This is a genomic window from Bacillus velezensis, from assembly GCF_001461825.1.
Lineage (GTDB): Bacteria > Bacillota > Bacilli > Bacillales > Bacillaceae > Bacillus > Bacillus velezensis.
The window spans coordinates 406,145-428,186 of record NZ_LLZC01000018.1; the positions used below are offsets into that span (position 1 = coordinate 406,145).

Annotated in this window: 20 protein-coding genes and 4 pseudogenes; 20 read left to right on the top strand and 4 right to left on the bottom strand. The window is 47.1% G+C overall.

Annotated features, from left to right (window positions below):
* The first annotated feature begins 233 nt into the window (after window positions 1-233).
* From AR442_RS10715 to AR442_RS10725, 3 genes are all read left to right on the top strand, one after another.
* Window positions 234-1,586, top strand: a complete 1,353-nt coding sequence (locus AR442_RS10715) for a glucose-6-phosphate isomerase (protein WP_007408647.1) — start codon at window positions 234-236, stop codon at window positions 1,584-1,586.
* Between the two features lie 65 nt (window positions 1,587-1,651).
* On the top strand, window positions 1,652-2,005 hold the full coding sequence (locus tag AR442_RS10720; RefSeq protein WP_022553698.1) for a hypothetical protein: 354 nt from the start codon (window positions 1,652-1,654) through the stop codon (window positions 2,003-2,005).
* A 22-nt stretch (window positions 2,006-2,027) separates the two neighbouring features.
* A complete protein-coding gene (locus AR442_RS10725) occupies window positions 2,028-2,432 on the top strand; it encodes a YugN-like family protein (protein WP_015418088.1) in 405 nt (134 codons plus the stop codon).
* On the opposite strand, the gene AR442_RS10730 is transcribed toward AR442_RS10725, so the two are convergent.
* Complete coding sequence (locus AR442_RS10730) at window positions 2,429-3,415, bottom strand: potassium channel family protein (protein WP_053285192.1); 987 nt, start codon at window positions 3,413-3,415, stop codon at window positions 2,429-2,431. The genes AR442_RS10725 and AR442_RS10730 overlap by 4 nt on opposite strands.
* Complete coding sequence (locus AR442_RS10735) at window positions 3,412-3,666, bottom strand: protein mistic (protein ID WP_003152123.1); 255 nt, start codon at window positions 3,664-3,666, stop codon at window positions 3,412-3,414. The genes AR442_RS10730 and AR442_RS10735 overlap by 4 nt, the downstream gene beginning before the upstream one ends.
* Before the next feature lie 132 nt (window positions 3,667-3,798).
* Between AR442_RS10735 and AR442_RS10740 the strand changes: the two genes are divergently transcribed.
* The 7 genes from AR442_RS10740 (at window position 3,799) to AR442_RS10770 (ending at window position 9,712) form a co-directional block, all read left to right on the top strand.
* Window positions 3,799-4,062 carry a YuzI family membrane protein gene (locus AR442_RS10740; protein ID WP_022553696.1) on the top strand — a complete coding sequence of 88 codons (264 nt, stop codon included), beginning with the start codon at window positions 3,799-3,801 and terminating at the stop codon, window positions 4,060-4,062.
* 46 nt (window positions 4,063-4,108) lie between these two features.
* The gene (locus AR442_RS10745) at window positions 4,109-4,786 is read left to right on the top strand and encodes a zinc metallopeptidase (protein WP_003152125.1); all 678 of its coding nucleotides are present in this window, start codon (window positions 4,109-4,111) and stop codon (window positions 4,784-4,786) included.
* A gap of 42 nt (window positions 4,787-4,828) precedes the next feature.
* Window positions 4,829-6,118: a hemolysin family protein gene (locus tag AR442_RS10750; RefSeq protein WP_007408640.1), complete on the top strand. Its 1,290-nt coding sequence runs from the start codon at window positions 4,829-4,831 to the stop codon at window positions 6,116-6,118.
* A 90-nt stretch (window positions 6,119-6,208) separates the two neighbouring features.
* Complete coding sequence (locus AR442_RS10755) at window positions 6,209-7,867, top strand: glycoside hydrolase family 13 protein (RefSeq protein WP_053285193.1); 1,659 nt, start codon at window positions 6,209-6,211, stop codon at window positions 7,865-7,867.
* 121 nt (window positions 7,868-7,988) lie between these two features.
* Complete coding sequence (locus AR442_RS10760; protein ID WP_014418738.1) at window positions 7,989-8,411, top strand: secondary thiamine-phosphate synthase enzyme YjbQ; 423 nt, start codon at window positions 7,989-7,991, stop codon at window positions 8,409-8,411.
* Window positions 8,404-9,435 carry a nitronate monooxygenase gene (locus AR442_RS10765; RefSeq protein ID WP_053285194.1) on the top strand — a complete coding sequence of 344 codons (1,032 nt, stop codon included), beginning with the start codon at window positions 8,404-8,406 and terminating at the stop codon, window positions 9,433-9,435. Before AR442_RS10760 ends, AR442_RS10765 begins: the two co-directional genes overlap by 8 nt.
* 25 nt (window positions 9,436-9,460) lie before the next feature.
* Window positions 9,461-9,712 carry a hypothetical protein gene (locus tag AR442_RS10770; protein WP_014418736.1) on the top strand — a complete coding sequence of 84 codons (252 nt, stop codon included), beginning with the start codon at window positions 9,461-9,463 and terminating at the stop codon, window positions 9,710-9,712.
* Between the two features lie 17 nt (window positions 9,713-9,729).
* Here the strand turns inward: AR442_RS10770 and AR442_RS10775 are convergent, their stop codons facing one another.
* A complete protein-coding gene (locus AR442_RS10775) occupies window positions 9,730-10,467 on the bottom strand; it encodes a protein-glutamine gamma-glutamyltransferase (RefSeq protein WP_053285195.1) in 738 nt (245 codons plus the stop codon).
* Window positions 10,468-10,609: 142 nt separating this feature from the next.
* Between AR442_RS10775 and AR442_RS21095 the strand changes: the two are divergent.
* From AR442_RS21095 to AR442_RS10800, 9 genes and pseudogenes are all read left to right on the top strand, one after another.
* Window positions 10,610-11,650 (top strand): annotated as a pseudogene (locus AR442_RS21095) (cache domain-containing protein); the annotation flags it as partial.
* 117 nt (window positions 11,651-11,767) lie between these two features.
* The gene (locus AR442_RS21100; RefSeq protein WP_375838735.1) at window positions 11,768-12,595 is read left to right on the top strand and encodes a methyl-accepting chemotaxis protein; all 828 of its coding nucleotides are present in this window, start codon (window positions 11,768-11,770) and stop codon (window positions 12,593-12,595) included.
* A gap of 277 nt (window positions 12,596-12,872) precedes the next feature.
* A pseudogene (locus AR442_RS21145) lies at window positions 12,873-13,820 on the top strand (HAMP domain-containing protein); the annotation flags it as partial.
* On the top strand, window positions 13,815-14,768 hold the full coding sequence (locus AR442_RS21150; RefSeq protein ID WP_427846721.1) for a methyl-accepting chemotaxis protein: 954 nt from the start codon (window positions 13,815-13,817) through the stop codon (window positions 14,766-14,768). The pseudogene AR442_RS21145 and the gene AR442_RS21150, both read left to right, overlap by 6 nt.
* 271 nt (window positions 14,769-15,039) lie before the next feature.
* A pseudogene (locus tag AR442_RS21155) lies at window positions 15,040-15,936 on the top strand (HAMP domain-containing protein); the annotation flags it as partial.
* Complete coding sequence (locus AR442_RS21160; protein ID WP_404833624.1) at window positions 15,931-16,881, top strand: methyl-accepting chemotaxis protein; 951 nt, start codon at window positions 15,931-15,933, stop codon at window positions 16,879-16,881. The pseudogene AR442_RS21155 and the gene AR442_RS21160, both read left to right, overlap by 6 nt.
* Window positions 16,882-16,996: 115 nt before the next feature.
* Window positions 16,997-18,037 (top strand): annotated as a pseudogene (locus tag AR442_RS21165) (HAMP domain-containing protein); the annotation flags it as partial.
* Window positions 18,032-19,003: a methyl-accepting chemotaxis protein gene (locus AR442_RS21170; protein WP_425340276.1), complete on the top strand. Its 972-nt coding sequence runs from the start codon at window positions 18,032-18,034 to the stop codon at window positions 19,001-19,003. The pseudogene AR442_RS21165 and the gene AR442_RS21170, both read left to right, overlap by 6 nt.
* Before the next feature lie 65 nt (window positions 19,004-19,068).
* Window positions 19,069-19,593 (top strand): type 1 glutamine amidotransferase domain-containing protein, encoded by a 525-nt coding sequence (locus AR442_RS10800; protein WP_014418730.1) that lies wholly within the window; start codon window positions 19,069-19,071, stop codon window positions 19,591-19,593.
* A 31-nt stretch (window positions 19,594-19,624) separates the two neighbouring features.
* On the opposite strand, the gene AR442_RS10805 is transcribed toward AR442_RS10800, so the two are convergent.
* Window positions 19,625-20,611, bottom strand: coding sequence for a Gfo/Idh/MocA family protein (locus tag AR442_RS10805; RefSeq protein WP_053285197.1), 987 nt, complete (start codon window positions 20,609-20,611; stop codon window positions 19,625-19,627).
* Window positions 20,612-20,790: 179 nt separating this feature from the next.
* Between AR442_RS10805 and AR442_RS10810 the strand changes: the two genes are divergently transcribed.
* On the top strand, window positions 20,791-21,951 hold the full coding sequence (locus AR442_RS10810) for an AI-2E family transporter (protein WP_014305691.1): 1,161 nt from the start codon (window positions 20,791-20,793) through the stop codon (window positions 21,949-21,951).
* The last annotated feature ends 91 nt before the right edge of the window (window positions 21,952-22,042 follow it).

Consider the following 22,042-nt stretch of genomic DNA (forward strand, 5'->3'; position numbering starts at 1 on the left):
CATCCTGCTCCATAGTAAAGGTGATACGTTCCTGGATCACCAACATTCGATTCGTTACCCCTCTCACGATTATTACAAATATAACCATCTCAAATCCGGGATATTGTATAAAAAATGAACGCATCTTTAGCGCAAATCCCGTATTCATCCGGCCTTCTTCATGACTTGATTTAGCGGGTGAGTTCATATAAAGTGAAAGAGAAAACAATTCACCGTGATGGAGGGACAAGCAAATGACGCATGTACGCTTTGATTACTCAAGAGCGTTACCTTTTTTCAATGAACATGAACTTACATACGCACGTGATTTCGTAAAAACGGCACACCATAATATCCATGAAAAAACAGGCGCCGGAAGCGACTTTTTAGGATGGGTGGACCTCCCTGAAAACTACGATAAAGAAGAATTCGCGCGCATTAAAAAAAGCGCTGAAAAAATCAAATCAGATTCAGACGTGCTTCTCGTCGTGGGTATCGGCGGTTCATACTTAGGCGCCCGCGCGGCGATTGAAGCGCTCAATCATTCTTTCTATAACGTTCTGCCGAAAGACAAGCGCAAAAACCCTCAAGTTATCTTTATCGGCAACAATATCAGCTCAACTTATATGAAAGATGTTATGGATCTTTTGGAAGACGCTGATTTCTCTATCAATGTCATTTCTAAATCAGGCACGACGACGGAACCTGCAATCGCTTTCCGGATTTTCCGCAAACTTCTTGAAGAAAAATACGGAAAAGAAGAAGCGAAAGCGCGGATTTACGCGACGACAGATAAAGAGCGCGGCGCTTTAAAAACGCTTTCTAATGAAGAAGGCTTCGAATCATTCGTTATTCCTGATGATGTCGGCGGACGTTTCTCCGTTCTGACTGCGGTAGGCCTTCTGCCGATTGCGGTAAGCGGGGCTGATATCGATGAAATGATGAAAGGCGCTCTTGATGCAAGCAAAGACTTTTCCAGCTCGGAATTAGAAGAGAACGCGGCTTACCAATACGCCGTCGTCCGCAACGTTCTGTATAATAAAGGAAGAACCATTGAAATGCTCATCAACTATGAGCCTGCGCTGCAATACTTTGCGGAATGGTGGAAGCAGCTCTTCGGCGAAAGTGAAGGAAAAGATGAAAAAGGCATCTATCCTTCTTCCGCTAACTTCTCAACAGACCTTCACTCTCTCGGTCAATACGTGCAGGAAGGCAGACGCGATCTGTTTGAAACTGTATTAAACGTTGAAAAACCGAAGCATGAGCTGACAATTGAAGAAGCGGAAAATGATCTCGACGGCTTAAATTACTTAGCCGGAAAAACGGTCGATTTCGTCAACAAAAAAGCGTTCGAAGGCACGATGCTTGCCCATACAGACGGAAAAGTGCCGAACTTAATTGTCAACATTCCGGAGCTTAATGCATATACATTTGGATATCTCGTCTATTTCTTTGAAAAAGCGGTGGCGATGAGCGGTTATCTGCTCGGAGTCAACCCGTTTGATCAGCCGGGTGTTGAAGCCTATAAGGTGAATATGTTCGCGCTTCTCGGCAAACCGGGCTTTGAAGAGAAAAAAGCAGAGCTTGAAAAACGCCTTGAAAAATAAAAAGAAGGGCTGGCCCTCAGCATGACGGGTCAGCCTTTTTTAAACCGTGAAAGGTGTGTTGATGAATGATACGACTCTTATGTAAGCATGCCGTCATTTCCGTCTGTTCCGCCGCTATTGTCTATTCGGCACTAAAACTGTCTCCTGAATCCCTCTTACAAACCATCCTGTTTTTCGCTTTCCCTCTCGGCTTGTTTACGGACATGGTCCGGCTGAAACTGAAGATTGGCCGGATGCATACGCTGATCACGAAGTGCTCTCTCTATGCCGCCGTTTTCTATATTTCAACGGAAGCCGTTCTCTCCGCAATTGTGACGTATGTTCTGATTGAATGCGCCGTTATCTCTATCCGGCGTCTGTCTGCCGCTCCCGATTCTTCCCGGGCGCCGTATGAAGATGCCGCAGAGCGGGGACGCTAAAGACAAAAAGGAGCATATGCACATGATCAGCATACCATCTTCACTTGAAGGGCAATCGTTTTTACTCCGCGAACTGGAACAGGTGCTGAAACCGATCGGTTATACCATCGGAGGCGGCTGGGAGTATGACCGCGGTTTCTTTGATTACAAAATTTCCGATCAGGACGGCTATTTATTTCTCCGTATCCCTGTTGAAGCAAATAAGGGACACCTGGATGAACGGGGGGCCGCCGTTACAATCGGCACACCCTTTTTGCTGAGGCACGTCTATCAGCAGGAAACGGATGATCACGCAGGCGGCGGTGTTTTTGAGTCATTATTCAACCAATTCTCCGAGCCGAAACGGCGGGATGCGGCAATTGACCGCTCATATACAGATATCGGCATCTCGCTTGTGAAAGAGCTGGAAGACGTCCTGCTGCATTAAAGAGCCAAAAACAGATCAGTATCGAGCACCTTGTATGACAGGGGAGGGGTCAGCATCGGCCCCTCTTCTTTTTGTATGCCGATGATCGTGGTATTCCGTTTGAGATAATAGAGCGCACAGTCATGATAGGATGAGCCCTTTAATTCCCCGGGAACGGGAATGATGCGAACCTTTTTCTCCAGCGTCAGATCTGACAGCGTTTGCGGTTTGGCAAGCTGCAGCTTGACCCGGTAATGCTCAAACATCACCCGGCTCGACAGCCGTGATGTGCACAGAATCTTATTGGCTCCTGCGCGCTCGGCGTTTTTGACATACCGTTCCGTTAAAATTTCCACGATACAATAAACGGACGGATGCAGCCCTTTGATGGCGAGAAGCGTTAATACCGACAGCATATCAGCTTCGGATTCATTTTTCTGCTGATCCGCTGTCAGAATGACGGTATCGGCTTCCGTAATATTCGCCTTATTGAGCGTGCTGTCATCAGCGGCATGTCCGCGGATGAAATGGACGTTTTCAATAAGCGGCCCTTCCCTTAATGAATCATCAATCAGGACGACAGTTTTTGACGGCGCGATGTGCTGCAGTTCTTTCAGCAGCATATGCGATTTCTCATTCCATCCGATAAGAATGACGTGCCCCTTGCCTTTAAAAGCGACCTTCCCTTCGACATAGCGGTGCTGTTTGCTGAATACGGCTGAAGAAAGCGTGGCGAAATAGGCGGTCACAAAACTCGCTCCGCTTAATACAAGCACCATGCCGGCAATCTGCCCGAGCGGCGTCTGGGGAACGTAATCGCCGTAGCCGACCGTGGCCACCGTAATAACCGCCCACCAAACCCCTTCAAACACAGACGTGAATTGCTTCGGTTCAAGCATGTAAATGAGTTGGCCGAACAATAAAATCAAGGCGATAATGATCAGCCCGATCCGAACATATAACGGCCATCTCAGCCAGGAAATAAAAATACGGTTTGATTTCATTCGTCCGGCTCTTCTTTCGACAGAGAGATGGATAAAATCTGCTTAATAATGGTGTTTAGTTTTTCGTCCAGCTGTTCCTGGCCGTATGAGTCACGCGCATGTCTGATTAAATCGGCCGTCTCATCTTCAAACTGAATGAGAGGCTCGTCGTTTTCCGATTCATTATAGAGCTGGATAAAGGCGTCAAGCCCCTCGTTCATTCTGTCTATCGCATTGCTCAGCTGTTCTTTCTCGCCATTTGTCACTTTCATGTCGATCACACCTGTATCTTTTTTTATACAGTATGTCCCAGTTCGTTTGATGTCTTTCAAAAATCGCCGAAAACATATTCACCCTTATTTTTTCATATGATAAAGAAAGCGGACCGAAAAAGGGTGAGTCAAATGACAGTCATTCAAAAACTGCTGGCGGCGCTGGCCGGAGCGCAGCTGCTCGCTTCGGCGGCCGTATTGCTTATTTTCGATTTGAATGGACACAATCATATGTCCGGCGGATTTTCATGGCTTGTTTTTGCAAAAGAGACCGCAGGCACGTTTCCGTTTTACATCGGATTGGCCGGGTGTATCCTCATCATGCTCGGAGGATTGATTCCTGTCAGAAAAAAGAAGCGGATTTCTGTACAGGAAAGCGGACAATCATTAAAATAATATATAAGCAGATCGTACGATATAAGAGAAAAAGGAAGAGGATAATATGCTGTTTATCTTTTTAACAATTGCTGCATTGGGATTGTCGTTTTGGGCACAATTTAAAGTGAAAAGCAATTTTCAGAAATACTCAGACGTAGAAGCTTCCAGTCAGCGGACGGGGGCGGAAACGGCAAGACGGATTCTTGATATTAACGGTTTATATGATGTGCCGGTAGAACCGGTAAGAGGCACTTTAACAGACCATTACGACCCGACGGAGCGGGTGGTGCGTTTATCTGAGCCGGTATATTACGGCCGCTCCATTTCCGCCATTTCCGTCGCTTCCCATGAAGTCGGACATGCTTTGCAGCATCAGGAATCATACGGCGCGCTTGTGCTGAGGCACAAAATTTTTCCGGTCGTCAATTTTGCCTCCGGGGTTGCCCCTCTGCTTTTCTTGGGCGGGATGCTCCTGGGCAGCTTGAACTTAATCGGACTCGGCATTATTTTGTTTTCGGCCGCTGTTTTTTTCCAGCTTGTCACACTGCCTGTCGAGTTTAATGCCAGCGCGAGGGCGAAGCGGATTATCGTGTCGGAAGGATTCATTCGCAACAGTGAAGAACACGGCGTGAATAAAGTGCTGAACGCCGCCGCGCTGACGTATGTGGCTGCGGCGCTCGTTTCATTATTCGAGCTGCTTCGTTTTGTGATGATTTTCTTAAATGGTCGTGATGAGAATTAACACGAAGGAGGTGGCCCCTTACCGTTTGCGGTAGGGGTTTTTTTGCTTATATTAAAACTGATTCTCATTATGCTGTTAATCGGATTAACGGCCATCTTTGTCGCTGCGGAATTTGCGATTGTCAAAATCCGCGGTTCAAAAATTGCGGAGCTGGTTGAAACCGGAGACAGCCGGGCGCTCGCGGCGCACAGGGTGATTTCAAATCTCGATGAATATTTATCAGCGTGCCAGCTCGGCATTACGATTACGGCGCTCGGACTCGGCTGGCTCGGTGAACCGACGATTCAGCGGCTTCTTCATCCTGTTTTCAGCTTGATCGGAATGCCGTCATCTATTACGCACGTCGTCACGTTTATTGCGGCGTTTATCGCCGTCACGTATCTGCACGTCGTCATCGGAGAGCTTGCGCCGAAAACGATATCCATTCAAAAAGCCGAAGCCGTCAGTCTGTGGACGGCGAAACCGCTCATTCTGTTTTATAAAGTGATGTATCCGTTTATTAAGCTGTTAAACGGCTCAGCCGGATTTTTGGTCAAGCTGTTCGGTTTTCATTCGGTGAAAGAACATGAGGTCGTGGTCAGTGAAGAAGAATTGCGGCTGATTTTGTCTGAAAGCTATAAAAAAGGTCAAATCAATCAATCTGAATTTCGTTACGTCAATAAGATATTTGAATTCGATAACCGGGTCGCCAGAGAAATCATGGTGCCGCGCACCGAAATCGCCGCCATCTCGCTTGAACAGTCAGTTGATGAAGCCATACATTTGATCATCAACGAACGGTATACGCGATATCCGGTTATTAAGGAAGACAAAGATCACATTCTCGGCATTATTAACAATAAGGATTTATTTAAAGCGTATTTTCTCGGCCGCTCCATTGAATTAAAAGAAATTATGCGTCCGGTCATCAGAGTCATTGAAAGCATCCCCGTTCAGGAGCTTTTGATCCGCATGCAGAAGGAGCGGATTCATATGGCGATTCTCGTTGACGAATACGGCGGCACGGCGGGACTTGTGACCGTCGAAGACATATTGGAGGAAATCGTCGGGGAAATCCGTGATGAATATGACCAGGATGAAATGCCCCACATCGTCAAAAAAGGCGAACACCACTATGTGATGGACGGCAAGGCGCTCATAGAAGAGGTGAATGATCTCCTTGATATCGCCATCGAAAATGAAGACATTGACACGATTGCCGGCTGGCTCTTAACACAAAAAATGGAGCTGAAAAATGGTGATGTGTTTCATGCCGAAGGGTGTGAATTTAAGGTGCTGGAAGCGGAAGACCATCATATCCGCTTCGTTGAAATTAAAAAAACTGATTTCTGAGCCTCCTGCTTTTGCAATGAGGCTTTTTTTTATGGAAAAAATGCTTCTTCGTCCCGCTCCTTCATATGATGTAAAGAAAGGAGTGTCGGTATGAAAACGGATTGGTGGAAAACGGCGGCCGTCTATCAAATTTATCCCCGAAGCTTTATGGATTCGAACGGGGACGGAATCGGCGACATTAACGGCATCAGAGCAAAGCTTCATTACATAAAAGAGTTGGGGGCGGATGTGACCTGGCTTTGTCCCGTTTTTGACTCGCCGGGCGCGGACAACGGCTACGATATTCGGAATTATAAACAAATTGCCGGCGAATTCGGGACGATGGAGGATTTTGACCGGCTCCTTGCGGATGTCCATGCGCTCGGCATGAAGCTGATTATAGACCTCGTCATCAACCATACAAGCGATGAGCACCCTTGGTTTATCGAATCACGCTCAGCGAAAGATTCCGAAAAACGGAACTGGTACATCTGGAGAGACGGAAAAAACGGCAAAGAGCCGAACAATTGGGAAAGCATTTTCGGCGGATCGGCGTGGGAATATGACCAAGAGACCGGCCAGTATTACCTGCACCTGTTTGACAAAAAACAGCCTGATTTAAATTGGGAAAACGAAGCGATGAGGCAGTCCGTTTATGAGATGGTCCGCTGGTGGCTTGATAAGGGCATAGACGGCTTCCGGGTGGATGCCATTTCTCACATTAAGAAAAAAGAAGGGCTCCCTGACATGCCGAATCCGGACGGTCTCCCATACGTCCCGTCTTTCCCGTATCATATGAATGGGGAAGGCATAATGGATCTCTTAAAAGAGCTGAAACGGGAAACATTTTCGCGCTATCCGATCATGACGGTCGGCGAGGCGAACGGAGTGGCGGCTTGGGAGGCGGCTGATTGGGCCGGTGAAGAAAACGGCGTCTTTCAAATGATTTTTCAATTTGAACATCTCGGCCTCTGGGATACGGAAGATGATCAAAGCATTTCCATTCCGGCGCTTAAGCGCGTCTTGTCCGGCTGGCAGAACAGTCTTGAAGGAAAGGGTTGGAACGCGTTGTTTATGGAGAACCACGATCAGCCCCGTTCCGTCTCGGTATGGGGTGACGAACGGTTTTTGACAGAAAGCGCCAAGGCACTCGCCGCGATGTATATGCTGATGAAAGGCACGCCGTTTATTTACCAGGGGCAGGAGCTCGGAATGACCAATGTTTCGTTTCCATCCATTGAAGATTATGATGACGCCGCAATGAAATATCTGTATGAAAAAGAGACGTCCCGCGGCGTTCCGCATGAAAAAGTGATGAAGATCATCTGGAAGAAGGGCCGGGATAATTCACGGACACCGATGCAATGGAGCGGTGAGGCGAACGGCGGGTTTTCTGATGCTTCTCCGTGGCTCGGAGTGAATCCGAACCACACATGGCTGAATGCTGCATCACAAATGCAGGATGAAACATCCGTATACCATTTCTACAAACGGCTGCTCGCCCTCAGAAAAGAACACGGTGTATTGATCAGCGGCACATATGAATTGCTGCTTCCGAATGACCGGCAGATTTATGCCTATCTAAGAAAAAACGGAACAAAAACCGCCCTGATCATCACAAATCTGTCCCGAACCCCCGCTTTATACAGGCATCCCGGTTATCCGCTTGACTCCGATTCTCTCGTGCTTGCAAACGCGGAAACAGAAGCGCACCGCCATGTGACGTCCTTTCTTTTAAAGCCTTATGAGGCCCGCGTATATATATGGTGAAAAACTTCAGTCCCGAGGCTGAAGTTTTTTGTGATCTGCGTTTATCATCGCGATCCGACAGGAAAAGACAAATACAGAAACGAATATGGGAAAGGAAGAGAAAAAGAAAGGAGGCATTCATATGCTGAAAAAATTGCAGATTCAAACAAACAGACGGGATGAAATGATCGACATCACACATGAAGCTGTAGCGTTTCTCCGCAAAACAGGCGTAAAAAACGGTTTGGCGCTCATATACTGTCCCCATACAACCGCCGGCATTACCATAAATGAAAATGCCGATCCGGATGTGAAGAGGGATATGCTCAGAAGGTTTGATGAAATGTATCCGTGGGAGCACGAACTGGACCGGCATATGGAGGGAAATACGGCGGCACATATGAAAGCGAGTACAACCGGCGCCTCCCAGCATGTCATCATAGAAGACGGGCGCCTGATACTCGGAACATGGCAGGGCGTTTATTTTTGCGAATTTGACGGTCCGCGAAACAGAACCTGTTATATCAAAATACAGGCTGAAACGGAGGAAAACACAAATGAGTGAGTGGATGAGTGCATTATCATTAACAAAGCCCGTCATTCAGGCGCCGATGGCCGGCGGGCTGGTCACGCCGCGTCTGGCTTCGGCGGTATCAAATGAAGGGGCGCTCGGAAGCCTCGCTTCAGGATACGTCAGCCCGCAAGCGCTTGAAAAACAGCTTATCGAGATGAAAGAGCTGACGGACCGCTCCTTTCAAGTAAATCTTTTCGTCCCGGAAGAAAGGCAGATGCCTGAGGCGGAACTTGTTGAAAAATGGAAATCCCGCATCCCGAGGGCAAATGACGCCAAGCCGTTCTCTGATTTGAAAGAAGAATGGAATGATTTCGAGGAAAAAGCGGAGCTTCTGATCCGTTACGGAGTCAAAGCGTGTTCATTCACCTTCGGCCTGCCGCCGGAAGAAACGGCGGAAAAGCTGAAGAAAAGCGGATGTTTCCTTTTCGGCACGGCGACAACGCCGGAGGAAGCGAAGGCCTTTGAAGAACGGGGGATGGACGCCGTTATCCTTCAGGGAATAGAAGCCGGCGGACATCGCGGGTCGTTTCTGCCGGTTAAAGGAGAACCGGCTCTCGGCCTTATGGCGCTGATTCCGCAGGCTAAAGACGCGCTGAATATCCCGGTGATTGCGGCAGGCGGCATTTTTGACCGCCGCGGCGTGCAGGCGGCCCGATGTTTGGGTGCAGACGGCGTTCAAGTAGGAACACCGTTTCTCCTTTGTGAAGAAAGCAGCGCCTCACCGGCATATCAAAAAGCCATTGCCGAATCAAAAGGAGCCGACACGCGGCTGACCACCCTGTTTTCGGGAAAACAGGCGCGGGGAATCGTGAATCAGTTCATGAAAACATATGAGGCTGACGAGGGAAATACGCTGCCTTATCCGCTGCATAATACGCTGACAAAGCCGATGCGCGGGCACGCGGCTCAATCAGGAGACGCGGAGTATATGTCTTTATGGGCCGGCCAGTCCGCCGCGAAACTTGAAGGGCCGACAGACGTGAAAACCGTTTTGGACGGACTGTGCGAATCATAATCCAGAAATCGTGAGGTGATGGATGATGAAGATTCTTCAAATGTCCTACAAAAAAAGAGGGACTATTGAGTTTGTCTTTGAAGATTTTCCGCATTCCAAAGTCACCATGGCGCCGATTAAAGGGTATTACTTTGTCCGCGCCATTAAATGGAGCCGACGGGACAGAGCCGTCACCCGACATGATTTAGAGAAGTTTGAATGGGCTGCAAACCAAGCGCTCGGCACGACGGCTTTTTACCGGAAAAGAAAAGCATTCCGCATCCCATCGTCAAAATGACAGACGATGGGATTGTTTTAATGCATGATCTGATAAAGCGCGGGTGCATCAAGCCTTGTTGCCTGGTTAAGCAGATAAGCCGGCTGCACGGCATTTTTTTTTCTTAAAGAATTCAATCTCTGGATGATTTGTTCAGCGGTCAGAATCCCGAGACCGTGGGCGAAATATTGATCATTCCCCATCACAATGACATTCTCTCCCCGCCACTGAGCCTTTGCAGGATTAAAATCAGGATTTTTAAAATATAAACAATCTCCCCGTAAAAAGTGGCTGCCGGTTTCCGTGTAGATCGGCAGATGCTCATAGTGCCAGTCATACAAAGTGATATCCCGGAAACGCCGGTTAAACCGTTCTTCACCCATTGTCTTTAAGACGGCCAGATAATAAATCACAACAATGGCGGTAGCGCATTCAAATGCGTAAAACGCCCCATTTTCAATAATGTCCCGAATCGCTTTTGAAGCGGGGATTCTGTACTTCAGCTCCAAGGCTCCTTCCGGCGTCACTCTCCAATAAGCCGTATTTCCGTATGTTTTGGCGAAAGTTGCAAATTTCACACCTGATCCGTGCAGTTCTCTTGCGGCTTCCACAATATGGCGGCGCAGCCGCACCTCGAACATCAGTTCAGCAATCGACCCGTAATCGAATTGTACGGGAGAATTGAGCAGTTCATTTATATACGGAACAAGGCTTTCTTCCGTCTGCCAGTTCGCGATGTCCTGAGGCCGAAGCACTTGGCCGGATATGATAATCATCTGCGCGCCCCTTTCTCTTTTTTTATAAGATATGCAGGAAGCTTGGGCAATGAAAATCAAGTCATAAAAAAGGAGGAAATGTTAACAAAATGTGAAGACTGAGCCGATATATAAGGTATCACACTTGAGGGAGCAGCTTAATATGAAAAAATTCATTAATTGGTGCACAAAGGCATCGATTTCACGTAAATTAATCATTTCATTTATCGTGATCTTAATCATACCGATTCTCGTGTTAGAATTCAGTTCATACCATACGGCGAGCAATTCGCTGGATGATCAGATTTCAGGCAACGCGAAAAATAACATCGAATCTTTTAACACAACGATTACAAATGATATCGGCGCAAAAGCAAAGGCGATTGAATTTTTCAGTGAAACGTTAAAAGGGTCATCCTTCTCAAAGAAAAACATGTCTGCTCTTGAAGAAAAGTTCGGGCAATACACGTCTATTCATAAGGACGTAGCCCGCATTTACGGAGGAACGGAAGACGGCAGCTACGCACAGGCGCCGAAGGAGAATACTCCGGCCGATTACGATCCGAGAACACGCACTTGGTATAAAGACGCTGTGAAGGCCGGCGGCACGCTCGTTGTCACCGACCCTTACACCGCGGCAAGCGACGGCAGGATGGTCGTCACCGTGGCAAAGCAGATGCAGGACGGAACAGGCGTAGTGGCCATGGATATTACGATTGACCAGCTGCTGAAGCAGATGCAGGGAATCAAAATCGGGCAAAAAGGCTTCGTGTTTATCACGTCCAAAAATAAAACCTATGTCGCGCATAAAGACCACAAACCGGGCGATAAAGTTTCAACCCCGTGGCTGAATGAGGTATACAGCAAAGACAGCGGCATTATTTCATACAAGCTCGATGATCAAAATAAAAAAATGGCGTTTACGACAAATAAACTGACCGGATGGAAAATAGAAGGGAGCATGGAGCTCAACGAAATTAAAGACGCCTCACAACCGGTGCTGACGATGGGAATGATCGTCCTTGCAGCATCCATTATCATCGGGGGCATTTTAATTCTGTTGATTGTCAGATCCATTACGTCACCGCTGAAACGGCTTGTCCGCTCTTCTAAACAAATCAGCGGCGGAGACTTGACCGAAACCATTGATATCCGCTCGAAAGATGAATTGGGCGAACTCGGCGCGAGCTTTAATGAAATGGGAGAATCTCTGCGCGGACTGATCAGCGCGATCCAAAACTCTGTCGACAACGTGGCCGCGTCATCGGAAGAGCTGACCGCTTCAGCTTCGCAGACAAGCAAAGCGACGGAACATATTACAATGGCGATTGAGCAGTTTTCAAACGGAAACGAAGAGCAAAGCGAAAAAGTCGATTCAAGCTCAGTCAAGCTGAATCATATAAATGACGGACTCGCCGCCGTTTCCCGCACATCATCATCCATTACGGAAGCATCTAAACAATCGAAGGAAGCTGCCGGCACCGGGGAAGAATATGTGCAGCAAACAGTCGGGCAGATGAATCTCATCAATCAATCGGTCCAGCAGGCGGAAGCGGTTGTAAAAGGCCTTGAGGCCAAATCAAAAGACATCACTCATATTTTAAGAGTCATCAACGGCATTGCCGATCAGACAAACCTGCTTGCGTTAAATGCAGCCATTGAAGCGGCAAGAGCCGGTGAATACGGCCGGGGCTTCTCAGTGGTAGCCGAAGAAGTGCGCAAGCTTGCCGTCCAATCTGCCGGTTCTGCCAAAGAGATTGAAAAACTCATTCAGGAAATCACGGCTGAGATTAATACATCGCTTCACATGTTCACATCCGTTAATGAAGAAGTTCAATCAGGACTTGCCGTAACGGACCGCACGAAAGAAAGCTTCCAGAATATCTTCGGCATGACAAACGATATCGCCGAGAAGCTTCAATCGATGAACGGCACGGTTGAACAGCTGTCAGACAGCTCCCAGCACGTTTCAGCCGCGGTGACGGATATTGCGGACGTATCTAGGGAAAGCGCAGCAAGCATTCAGGATATTGCCGCATCTGCAGAAGAACAGCTTGCATCAATGGAAGAAATCAGCACATCAGCCGATACTTTGGCGCAAATGGCCGAAGAACTGCGGGAATTAACGAAACAATTTAAAATCAACTAGTAAAAAAGGACGCTTTCCGGATGGAAGGCGTCCTTTTTTATAGTGACAGCCGGATAATTAAATAAAAAGTCTTGCATACAAAGGGAGTACATAGAACTATTTTTCATTTATGACTTCATTTTCAATGTAATAAAAAGGGAGTCGGCCGATATAAACAGTAAATGATTGAAAGAGGTTTACAAAATTGAAAAAAACAGCAAAAAAAATCGCCAGAAAATCAATAGCCAAAAAACTTATCATTTCATTTTTACTGATCTTAATTATTCCGGTAGCAGTATTGGCTGCCGGCGCCTACCGTTCGGCGGCTTCATCCGTTGAAAAGCAAATGATGGAAAGCGCCGAAGGAAATGTGCAAATCTTAAACAATATGATTGATGACCGGATCGGAATGTTTACAAAAAGCTCAGCATATTTCAGCGAATGGGCGACAAGCGCTAAATTTAAAGAAAAAAACCAAACGGAAATGCAAGAAAGGTTCAAGCAGTTTATTGAAAGCAATGATAAAGCGTCCGCCGTATTTTCAAGCAGCAAGGAAGGAACGTTTACCCGTTATCCGCATGCCGATATGCCGGCCGATTTCAATCCGCTTGAAAGAAGCTGGTATCAGGAAGCCATGGAGAATAAAGGCCAAACCATCATCACGGACCCTTATGAGTCCATCTCAAACAAAAAGATGGTCGTCACCATGGCCCGCGCGGCGAAAGACGGATCAGGCGTCGTCGCCATTGATATAAAAATCGACGATCTCATCACGATGACAAAAGAAGTGAACATCGGAAAAGAAGGATACGCCTTTATCCTCAGCAAAAATAAAAAAGCCGTTGCCTACAGTGATGAAAAAGCCGGCTCGGCGGTATCGGGAAAATGGGTTGATACATTATACAGCGGGCAAAAAGGCGTCTATGAATATACGCTGAACGGGAAAGCGAAAAAAATGGCGTACGTGACCAATGAAGCGACGGGCTGGAAGATCAGCGGAACCATGTCTGTGGATGAAATCAAAGATGCGGCAAGACCGGTTCTGACTCTGGCCGTTATCATATTGGCGATAGCCATTGCCGCAGGGATGATTTTCATTTATTTTGTCATCCGCTCAATTACCAAACCGTTAAAACATCTCGTAGCTTCAGCAGAAAAAATCAGCAGCGGAGATCTGACGGAAACCATTGATGTCAGCTCTCAAGATGAGCTCGGCGTGCTCGGGAAAAGTTTTAATCATATGACAGATTCACTCCGTTCGCTTATTCAAGGAATTCAGGACTCTGTTGAACATGTCGCTTCTTCCTCAGAGGAGCTGACGGCTTCGGCTGAGCAGACGAGCAAAGCAACGGAACATATCACCCTTGCGATTGAACAGTTTTCTAATGGAACGGAAGACCAAAGTGAGAGTATTGATAAAGCGACCGCCCAAGTGAATGAGATGAAAGACGGGCTCAGCGATCTGGCGGAAGCGGCAGCCGTGGTGACGGAAACTTCAATTGAATCGGCGGAGATATCCGGCGCCGGTGAGCGGCTTGTCAAGAAAACAGCCGGCCAGATGGGCGCCATTGACCAATCCGTAAGCAAAGCGGAGCAAGTCGTACAAGGGCTTGAACTCAAATCGCAGGACATCAACAGCATTTTGCGCGTCATTAACGGCATTGCCGATCAAACGAATCTCCTTGCTTTAAATGCAGCCATTGAAGCGGCAAGAGCGGGAGAATACGGACGCGGTTTTTCAGTCGTTGCCGAAGAAGTGAGAAAGCTTGCCGTCCAATCCGCCGATTCAGCGAAAGAAATCGAATCCTTAATTCATGAAATCGTCAAAGAAATTCATACTTCGCTCGGAATGCTGGAATCCGTCAATCACGAGGTGAAAAGCGGACTTCAGTTAACGGACGAAACGGAAAAAAGCTTCCGGGACATTTCCGTTAAAACAAATCAGATTGCCGGTGAACTGCAAAATATGAATGCAACCGTGGAACAGCTTTCTGCCGGGTCTCAGGAAGTATCAAACGCTTCAGAGGATATCGCGGCCGTCTCCAGACAAAGCGCGGCCGGCATTCAGGACATCGCGGCTTCAGCTGAAGAGCAGCTTGCGTCCATGGAGGAGATCAGTTCCTCCGCCGTCACGCTGGAAAAAATGGCGGAAGAATTACGCGAACTGACAAAGCGTTTTAAGATAAACTCTTAATTGAGTCTAAAAGACTAATTTAACAATAGGTAAAAAGTACGTTTCGTTATATTTCTTCTTTTTGGATGTGTATAATTACCCATAATTGCCGATATGAAGGGTAAACACGCAAGAGGAGATATAGCAGATGAAAAAAATTGTGCAAATCATCAAGCAGAGATCGCTTACAAGAAAACTGCTCATTTCTTTTTTGGCCATTCTCATTCTTCCTATTTCAACGCTGGCTTTTATCGCCTATCAATCGGCGGTAAGCACGCTTGACAGGCAGATGATGGGAAGCGCATTAGATAATGTGCAGCAGATTAACGATATGATCAACACAAGCATCAGCCAAAAGGAAGACGGAACGGCATATTTCAGCGATTGGCTCACAAAGGATCGGTACAAGCCGAAAAACCAATCGCAAATTACCGATAAATTCACAGAGTACATGAAGATCAATAAAGACGTGGAATCCATTTTTACGAGTGACACGGAAGGACATTTCACACGGTATCCGGATCTGCAGATGCCTAAAGGATATAATCCGATTGAAAGAGACTGGTATAAAAAGGCCGTGGAAAATAAGGGGAAAGTTGTTGTAACAGATCCTTACCGCACGGCTTCCACCAATACGATGGTCGTGACGGTCGTTCAGCAGACGAAAGACGGCTCAGGAGTCGTCGCCATCAATATGAAAATCGATGAGCTTCTGAAAACGACAAAGAAAGTGAACATCGGAAAATCCGGCTACGCTTTTATCCTGACGAAAGACAAAAAAGTGGTCGCCCACCCGAACCGCACATCAGGCACAGTATTAAACGGGGAGTGGGCCGAACGGCTGTTCACCAGCAAAAAAGGTGATTTTCAATACAAATACGACGGCCAGGAAAAGAAAATGGTTTATGATACGAACAAGCTGACAGGCTGGAAGATTACCGGAACGATGTATCTGGACGAAATTCATGAAGCGGCCCTGCCGATTCTTCATCTGTCCCTGCTCGTTCTCGTATTAGCGATTGTGATCGGAACCATCGTCATGGTGCTGATTATCCGTTCAATCACAAAACCGCTCAAGCAGCTTGTGACATCATCGAAACAGATCAGTGAAGGCGATTTAACAGAAACGATCGAGATCCAGTCAAAAGATGAATTAGGCGAGCTTGGCAAAAGCTTTAACAATATGGCCGCTTCGCTCAGGTCTCTCATCCATGCCATCCAGGATTCCGTGAATAACGTCGCATCTTCCTCAGAGGAGCTGACGGCTTCAGCGGAGCAGACAAGCAAGGCAACCGAACATATCACATTGGCGATCGAACAATTTTCTAACGGAAATGAAAGCCAAAGTGAAAATATTGAAAGCGCGGCGGAACATATTTACCAAATGAACAGCGGGCTTAAAGATATGGCGAAAGCATCTGCCGTCATTACCGAATCCTCCGCCACATCAGCGGAAGTCGCCAATTCAGGCGGAAAGCTCGTCCACCAGACGGTCGGCCAAATGAACGTCATTGACCGGTCAGTGAAAGAAGCTGAACAAGTGGTGCGCGGACTTGAAACAAAATCAAAAGACATTACAAACATTCTCCGTGTCATTAACGGAATCGCTGATCAGACAAACCTTCTTGCGCTGAACGCGGCAATTGAAGCCGCGCGTGCGGGTGAATACGGCCGGGGCTTCTCAGTCGTCGCCGAAGAGGTCAGAAAACTTGCGGTCCAGTCTGCCGATTCAGCGAAAGAAATCGAAAGCTTAATTATAGAAATCGTCAACGAAATCAATACATCTCTCGGCATGTTCCAATCCGTCAACAAAGAGGTGGAGAGCGGACTGGATATTACGAATCAGACCGAAACGAGCTTCAAACGGATTTCTGAAATGACGAACCAGATCGCCGGAGAAATTCAAAATATGAATGCGACGGTAGAACAGCTGACAGCAGGATCTCAGCAGATTTCAGGAGCTTCTGAGCAAATCGCGTCCATCGCAAAAGAAAGCTCCGCCAGCATTCAGGATATTGCGGCCTCCGCCGAAGAACAGCTGGCTTCAATGGAAGAAATCAGTTCGTCTTCGGAAACGTTATCCCAAATGGCGGAAGAATTACGTGATATGACGAAACGATTTAAAATAGATTAATAGGTCATAGAACACCCAAATGTGCTGTTTGGGTGTTTTTTTTAGTTTTTTTAATAAATCTTTTGTCCTATCTGACGATATTAGATTTAGCTTTTCAAAGAAGGAGACTGAAAAAATGAAACAACTGATACATTGGATCAAACAGCCATCCATCAGCAAGCCGCTGATCGCGGCATTTTTAGCCGTATTGGTGCTCCCGGTCGGCATACTCGCCTACTTCAGCTACCAAACGGCGGGGAATTCACTAGAAAGCGAACTGACCCACAGCGCTCAGGGAAATGTCAGCGAACTGAACAGCGTGCTGGAAAACATGCTCGAAGGCAAGCTCAAAGCGATTGACTACTACAGCGAATCAATCACTAAGGAAAAACTGAACACAAAAAATAAATCGGTACTGCTCGACAATATGAAGCAGTATGTCACCGTAAATGACGATGTCGCGTCAATTTACGCCGCGTCTCGCGACAAAGCGTTCGTGAAATATCCGTCCGCTGATATGCCGTCCGATTATAATCCGCTCACGCGCGAGTGGTATACAAAAGCGGTTGAAAAAAGCGGACAGCCGGTGTTTACCGAGCCTTATAAAGACGCTGCAACCGGACAGACGGTCGTTACGATTGCCCAGCAGACAAAAGACGGATCAGGCGTTGTGGCGCTTGATATTAATCTTGGCGACCTGCTGAACGCTTCCGAACGCGTCCAGATCGGTCATAAAGGATTTGCCTTCATTACAACGGGAGATAAAAAATACATCGCCCATCCGACTATAAAAGCGGGAACGGAAGGCTCCGGAGAGTGGACGAAAGAAGTGTTTTCCAAATCAAGCGGATCGTTTGAATACATGTTTGAAGGACAGCAGAAGAAAATGGCCTTCACGACAAACAAACTGACGGGCTGGAAAATCGCCGGTACATTTTTTGTCAGTGAGATCCATGACGCAGCCTCGCCTGTCATGAAAATGGCGCTGATCATCCTGGCGGTTTCTCTTATCGTCGGCGGGGTTTTAATCTTTTTTATCATTCGCTCGATTGCAAAACCGCTCAAAAAACTTGTTTCGACATCAGCTAAAATCAGTGACGGCGATTTAACGGAAGTCATTGACATAAAGTCAAAAAATGAATTCGGGCAGCTCAGCCAAAGCTTCAATGAGATGTCGGCATCACTCCGGTCTGTCATCGGCGTCATCCAATCATCGGTCGAACATGTCGCTTCTTCATCCGAAGAGCTGACGGCATCCGCCGGACAGACAAGCAAGGCGACAGAGCATATTACACTGGCGATTGAACAATTCTCAAACGGAAACGAATCACAAAGCGAGAAATTGGAAGAAAGTGCTGATCACCTTTCCCAAATGAATGCGGGCATTGCCGAGACGGCGAATGTATCGGCGGAAATCACTGAATCCGCCATCCAAACCTCTGAAACGGCCGGAAGCGGAGAAGAATTAGTGGCGAAAACGGTCGGCCAGATGAAAACAATTGATCGTTCCGTACAGCAGGCGGAAGCGGTCGTAAAAGGGCTGGAAACGAAGTCGCACGACATTAAGAGCATTCTGAACGTCATTAACGGCATTGCCGATCAAACAAATCTGCTTGCCTTAAACGCTGCCATTGAAGCCGCCAGAGCAGGCGAATACGGGCGGGGCTTCTCCGTCGTTGCGGAAGAAGTGAGAAAGCTTGCCGTACAATCAGCCGGCTCCGCGAAGGAAATCGAAACGCTGATTCAGGAAATCGTCAAAGAAATCGCCACATCGCTTTCCGTATTCCAAGCGGTGAATCAAGATGTGAAGGAAGGCCTCGATATTACGGATCAAACGGCCGAAAGCTTCAAAAAAATCTCAGAAATGACGACTCAGATTTCAGGCGCCTTACAGCATATGAACGGAACGCTTGAGAAGCTTGCAGCCGGGTCGCAAAATGTGACAAACGCGGTGGAGGACATTACCTCAGTCGCCAAAGAAGGGTCCGCCGGCATTCAAGACATCGCCGCCTCAGCTGAAGAGCAGCTGGCCTCCATGGAAGAAATCAGTTCATCCGCCGAAACGCTTGCGCATATGGCTGAAGAACTGCAGCAGGTCACACGGAAATTTACGATTCAGTCTGAAGACGAAGAACAGCTGTAGCGAGCTGTTTCTTTTCCTCATCTGAAAAAAGCGATACACTAATATAAAAGAAGGGAGTGGCAGTGATGAGATTAGAAGGCAAAAAAGTCATAGCGCTTGTCAGTGACGATTTTGAAGACCTAGAGCTTTGGTATCCCGTCTACCGGCTGAGAGAGGAAGGCGCGATCGTTCATTTAATAGGAGAAGAAGCGGGCCGTTCATACAAAGGAAAATACGGCGTGCCCGCGACGGCGGATTACGATTTTAAGAGCCTGATTATTCAGGAGTATGATGCCGTGCTCGTGCCTGGCGGCTGGGCTCCTGACAAACTGCGAAGATATCCTGAAGTTTTGGAGATCATCCGTACGATGAACGAGCAGAAAAAGCCGATCGGCCAGATCTGCCATGCGGGCTGGGTGCTCATATCTGCCGGAATTCTCGCAGGAAAAAAAGTAACGAGCACGCCCGGCATCAAAGACGACATGACAAATGCAGGGGCACAGTGGCTGGATGAAGCTGTCGTAACTGACGGCCACATTGTATCAAGCCGCCGCCCGCCCGACCTTCCGCAGTATGCAAAAGCGTTTGCTGATCTGTTAGCGTCCAAATAAAAAACATCCGCCCGAATCTGGGCGGATGTTTTTAGTTTTGATCGGCGGGAAAGACAATTCCGATTTGTTTTCTCGCTTCTTCCATAATGCTTGCCGTAATGAAAGAACGTTCAAATGTATTTTCGGAAGACTCCCGCTGTCCGTTTCGAAGAAGATAAATGAATTCAGCCGTTTCGTAGTACATCGACGGTTTCAGATCAGGGACTGAAATGTCTTCCGTCCTTCCGTCACGATAGCGGATTTCCGCCCGTTCCGGCCCGTGAATGCTGTCCAGCACGATCGTGCCGTCCTCACCCTGAATTTCCGCCGGGGCAAACGAATTTGAGATTTTCGAATGCATCAGCACCGCTTCAAATCCGTCGTATGACAGAATTACCGTGCCTTCGCCGTCAACGCCGGATGCTAGTTTATGACCGGTCGCAATGACGTTTTTCGGTTTGCCGAACAGGACGACGGCCGGATAAATGCAGTACACGCCGATGTCCATTAACGAACCGTTCGATAATTCAGGCTTAAACGCGTTTAGCACCGTACCGTTTTTATATGCATCATATCGTGATGAATATTGGCAGTAGCTTGCCGTGAATCTCCTGACGGGTCCGATTTTATGTAAGTGGTTTTGAAGCATGCTGAAGTTCGGCAGGAACGTTGTTTTCATGGCTTCCATCAAGAGAACGCCGTTCGTTTTGGCTGCGTGAATCATTTCATCCGTTTCCCTTGCGTTAGACGCAAACGGTTTTTCGCACAGTACGTGCTTGCCGTGATCCATAAAAAGAACCGCCTGCTCTTTGTGAAATGCATTCGGGCTGGCGAGATACACCGCGTCATAGGCTTCGCTTTCCGCCATTTCTTTCAGGCTGGTGAAATAATGAGCAGCGCCGTGTTTGCCGGCGAATTCCGCCGCACGTTCCTCAGTTCTGGAATAAACCGCCGTTAATTGAAAATCATCAATAGCAGAAGCCGCCTCCAGAAATCGTTCTGTAATCCAATTCGTTCCGACTGTTGCAAATCGAATCATTGCTATCGCTCCTTCTATGTATTGGCTTACATTATAGCTTTTTTTCTGAGAAACATAAATGGAAAAAAGGCTGCCAGCTAAAGGGATAGGAAAAATTCCCATAGAGACCGGTTATTATTTTTCATTACAGGAACGATAGTGTACAATTTAAGTAAAATACATATGATGGAGGAACAATAGTGGAAACATTGCAAACATGGGGCGGCAGATTTAAACAGTTTTTCTTAGACAATAAATTTGTCTTGTTTTTGCTTGTATTGCTGCTCATCGGTCTCAATATCCTTGTCTTTATGAAGACATCATTTATTTTCACACCTATTATCGTCCTGCTCAAAACGATTGCGCTCCCCGTCATTTTGACAGGAATTGTTTATTATCTGCTTAATCCGATCGTAGATATATTGGAAAAAATAAGAGTGAAAAGAGTCTATTCCATCCTGCTCCTTTACCTCATTATTATCGGGCTGATTTCGATTACGGTCGTTTCAATTATTCCGTTTTTAAAGGAACAGATCATGAGCCTGATCGACAACCTGCCGAAATATGTGGATATTGTTGAAGATCAGACGAAAAGCCTGATCGGAAGCGATTTTGTAAATCAGGCGCAAAAGACGATGAATATCAACATTTCCGATCTTGCTAATAAAGTATCGGCGCAGGCGGCGACAATTGCAAACAGCACATTTACCGGAGTCGGGAATTTTATCGGCGCGCTGACGGAAGTGATTATTTCGATTGTAACCGTGCCGTTTATTCTGTTCTATTTGCTGAAAGACGGCAAAAAACTGCCAATCTATATCTTAAAGTTTGTGCCCACCCGTCTGAAAGAACAAACGTATACGATGCTGAGTGAAATGAACCACAGATTAAGCTCCTATATCAGAGGACAGGTCATCGTCAGCTTCTGCATCGGGTTTTTATTATTTATCGGCTATCTGATTATCGGACTTGATTATGCGTCCCTGCTTGCGGTCATTGCCGCTTGTACGAGCGTTGTTCCGTATTTAGGGCCGACCATTGCCATCACGCCGGCGATTATTATCGCGTTGGTCACTTCGCCCCTTATGCTGCTGAAGCTTGCGATTGTATGGACCGTTGTCCAGCTCGTGGAAGGGAAATTAATTTCGCCGCAGATCATGGGGAAAAATCTTCACATTCACCCGATTACCATCATCTTTGTTCTTTTAACCGCCGGAAAGCTGTTCGGGGTTGTCGGCATTATTTTAGCCATCCCGGGGTATGCGGTCATCAAAGTGGTTACGACCCATCTGTTTGATTGGTTCAAAATGCGTTCGCATTTATATGAAGAAGAAAAAAATGATGCTGTATCGAAGTCATAAAACCGGAACGGACATGATATTTATTATAAGACAGGCTTTCCTTCAGAGGAGAGCTTCTCTTTTGTAAATGATGAATGAAGGGAAGAATGGG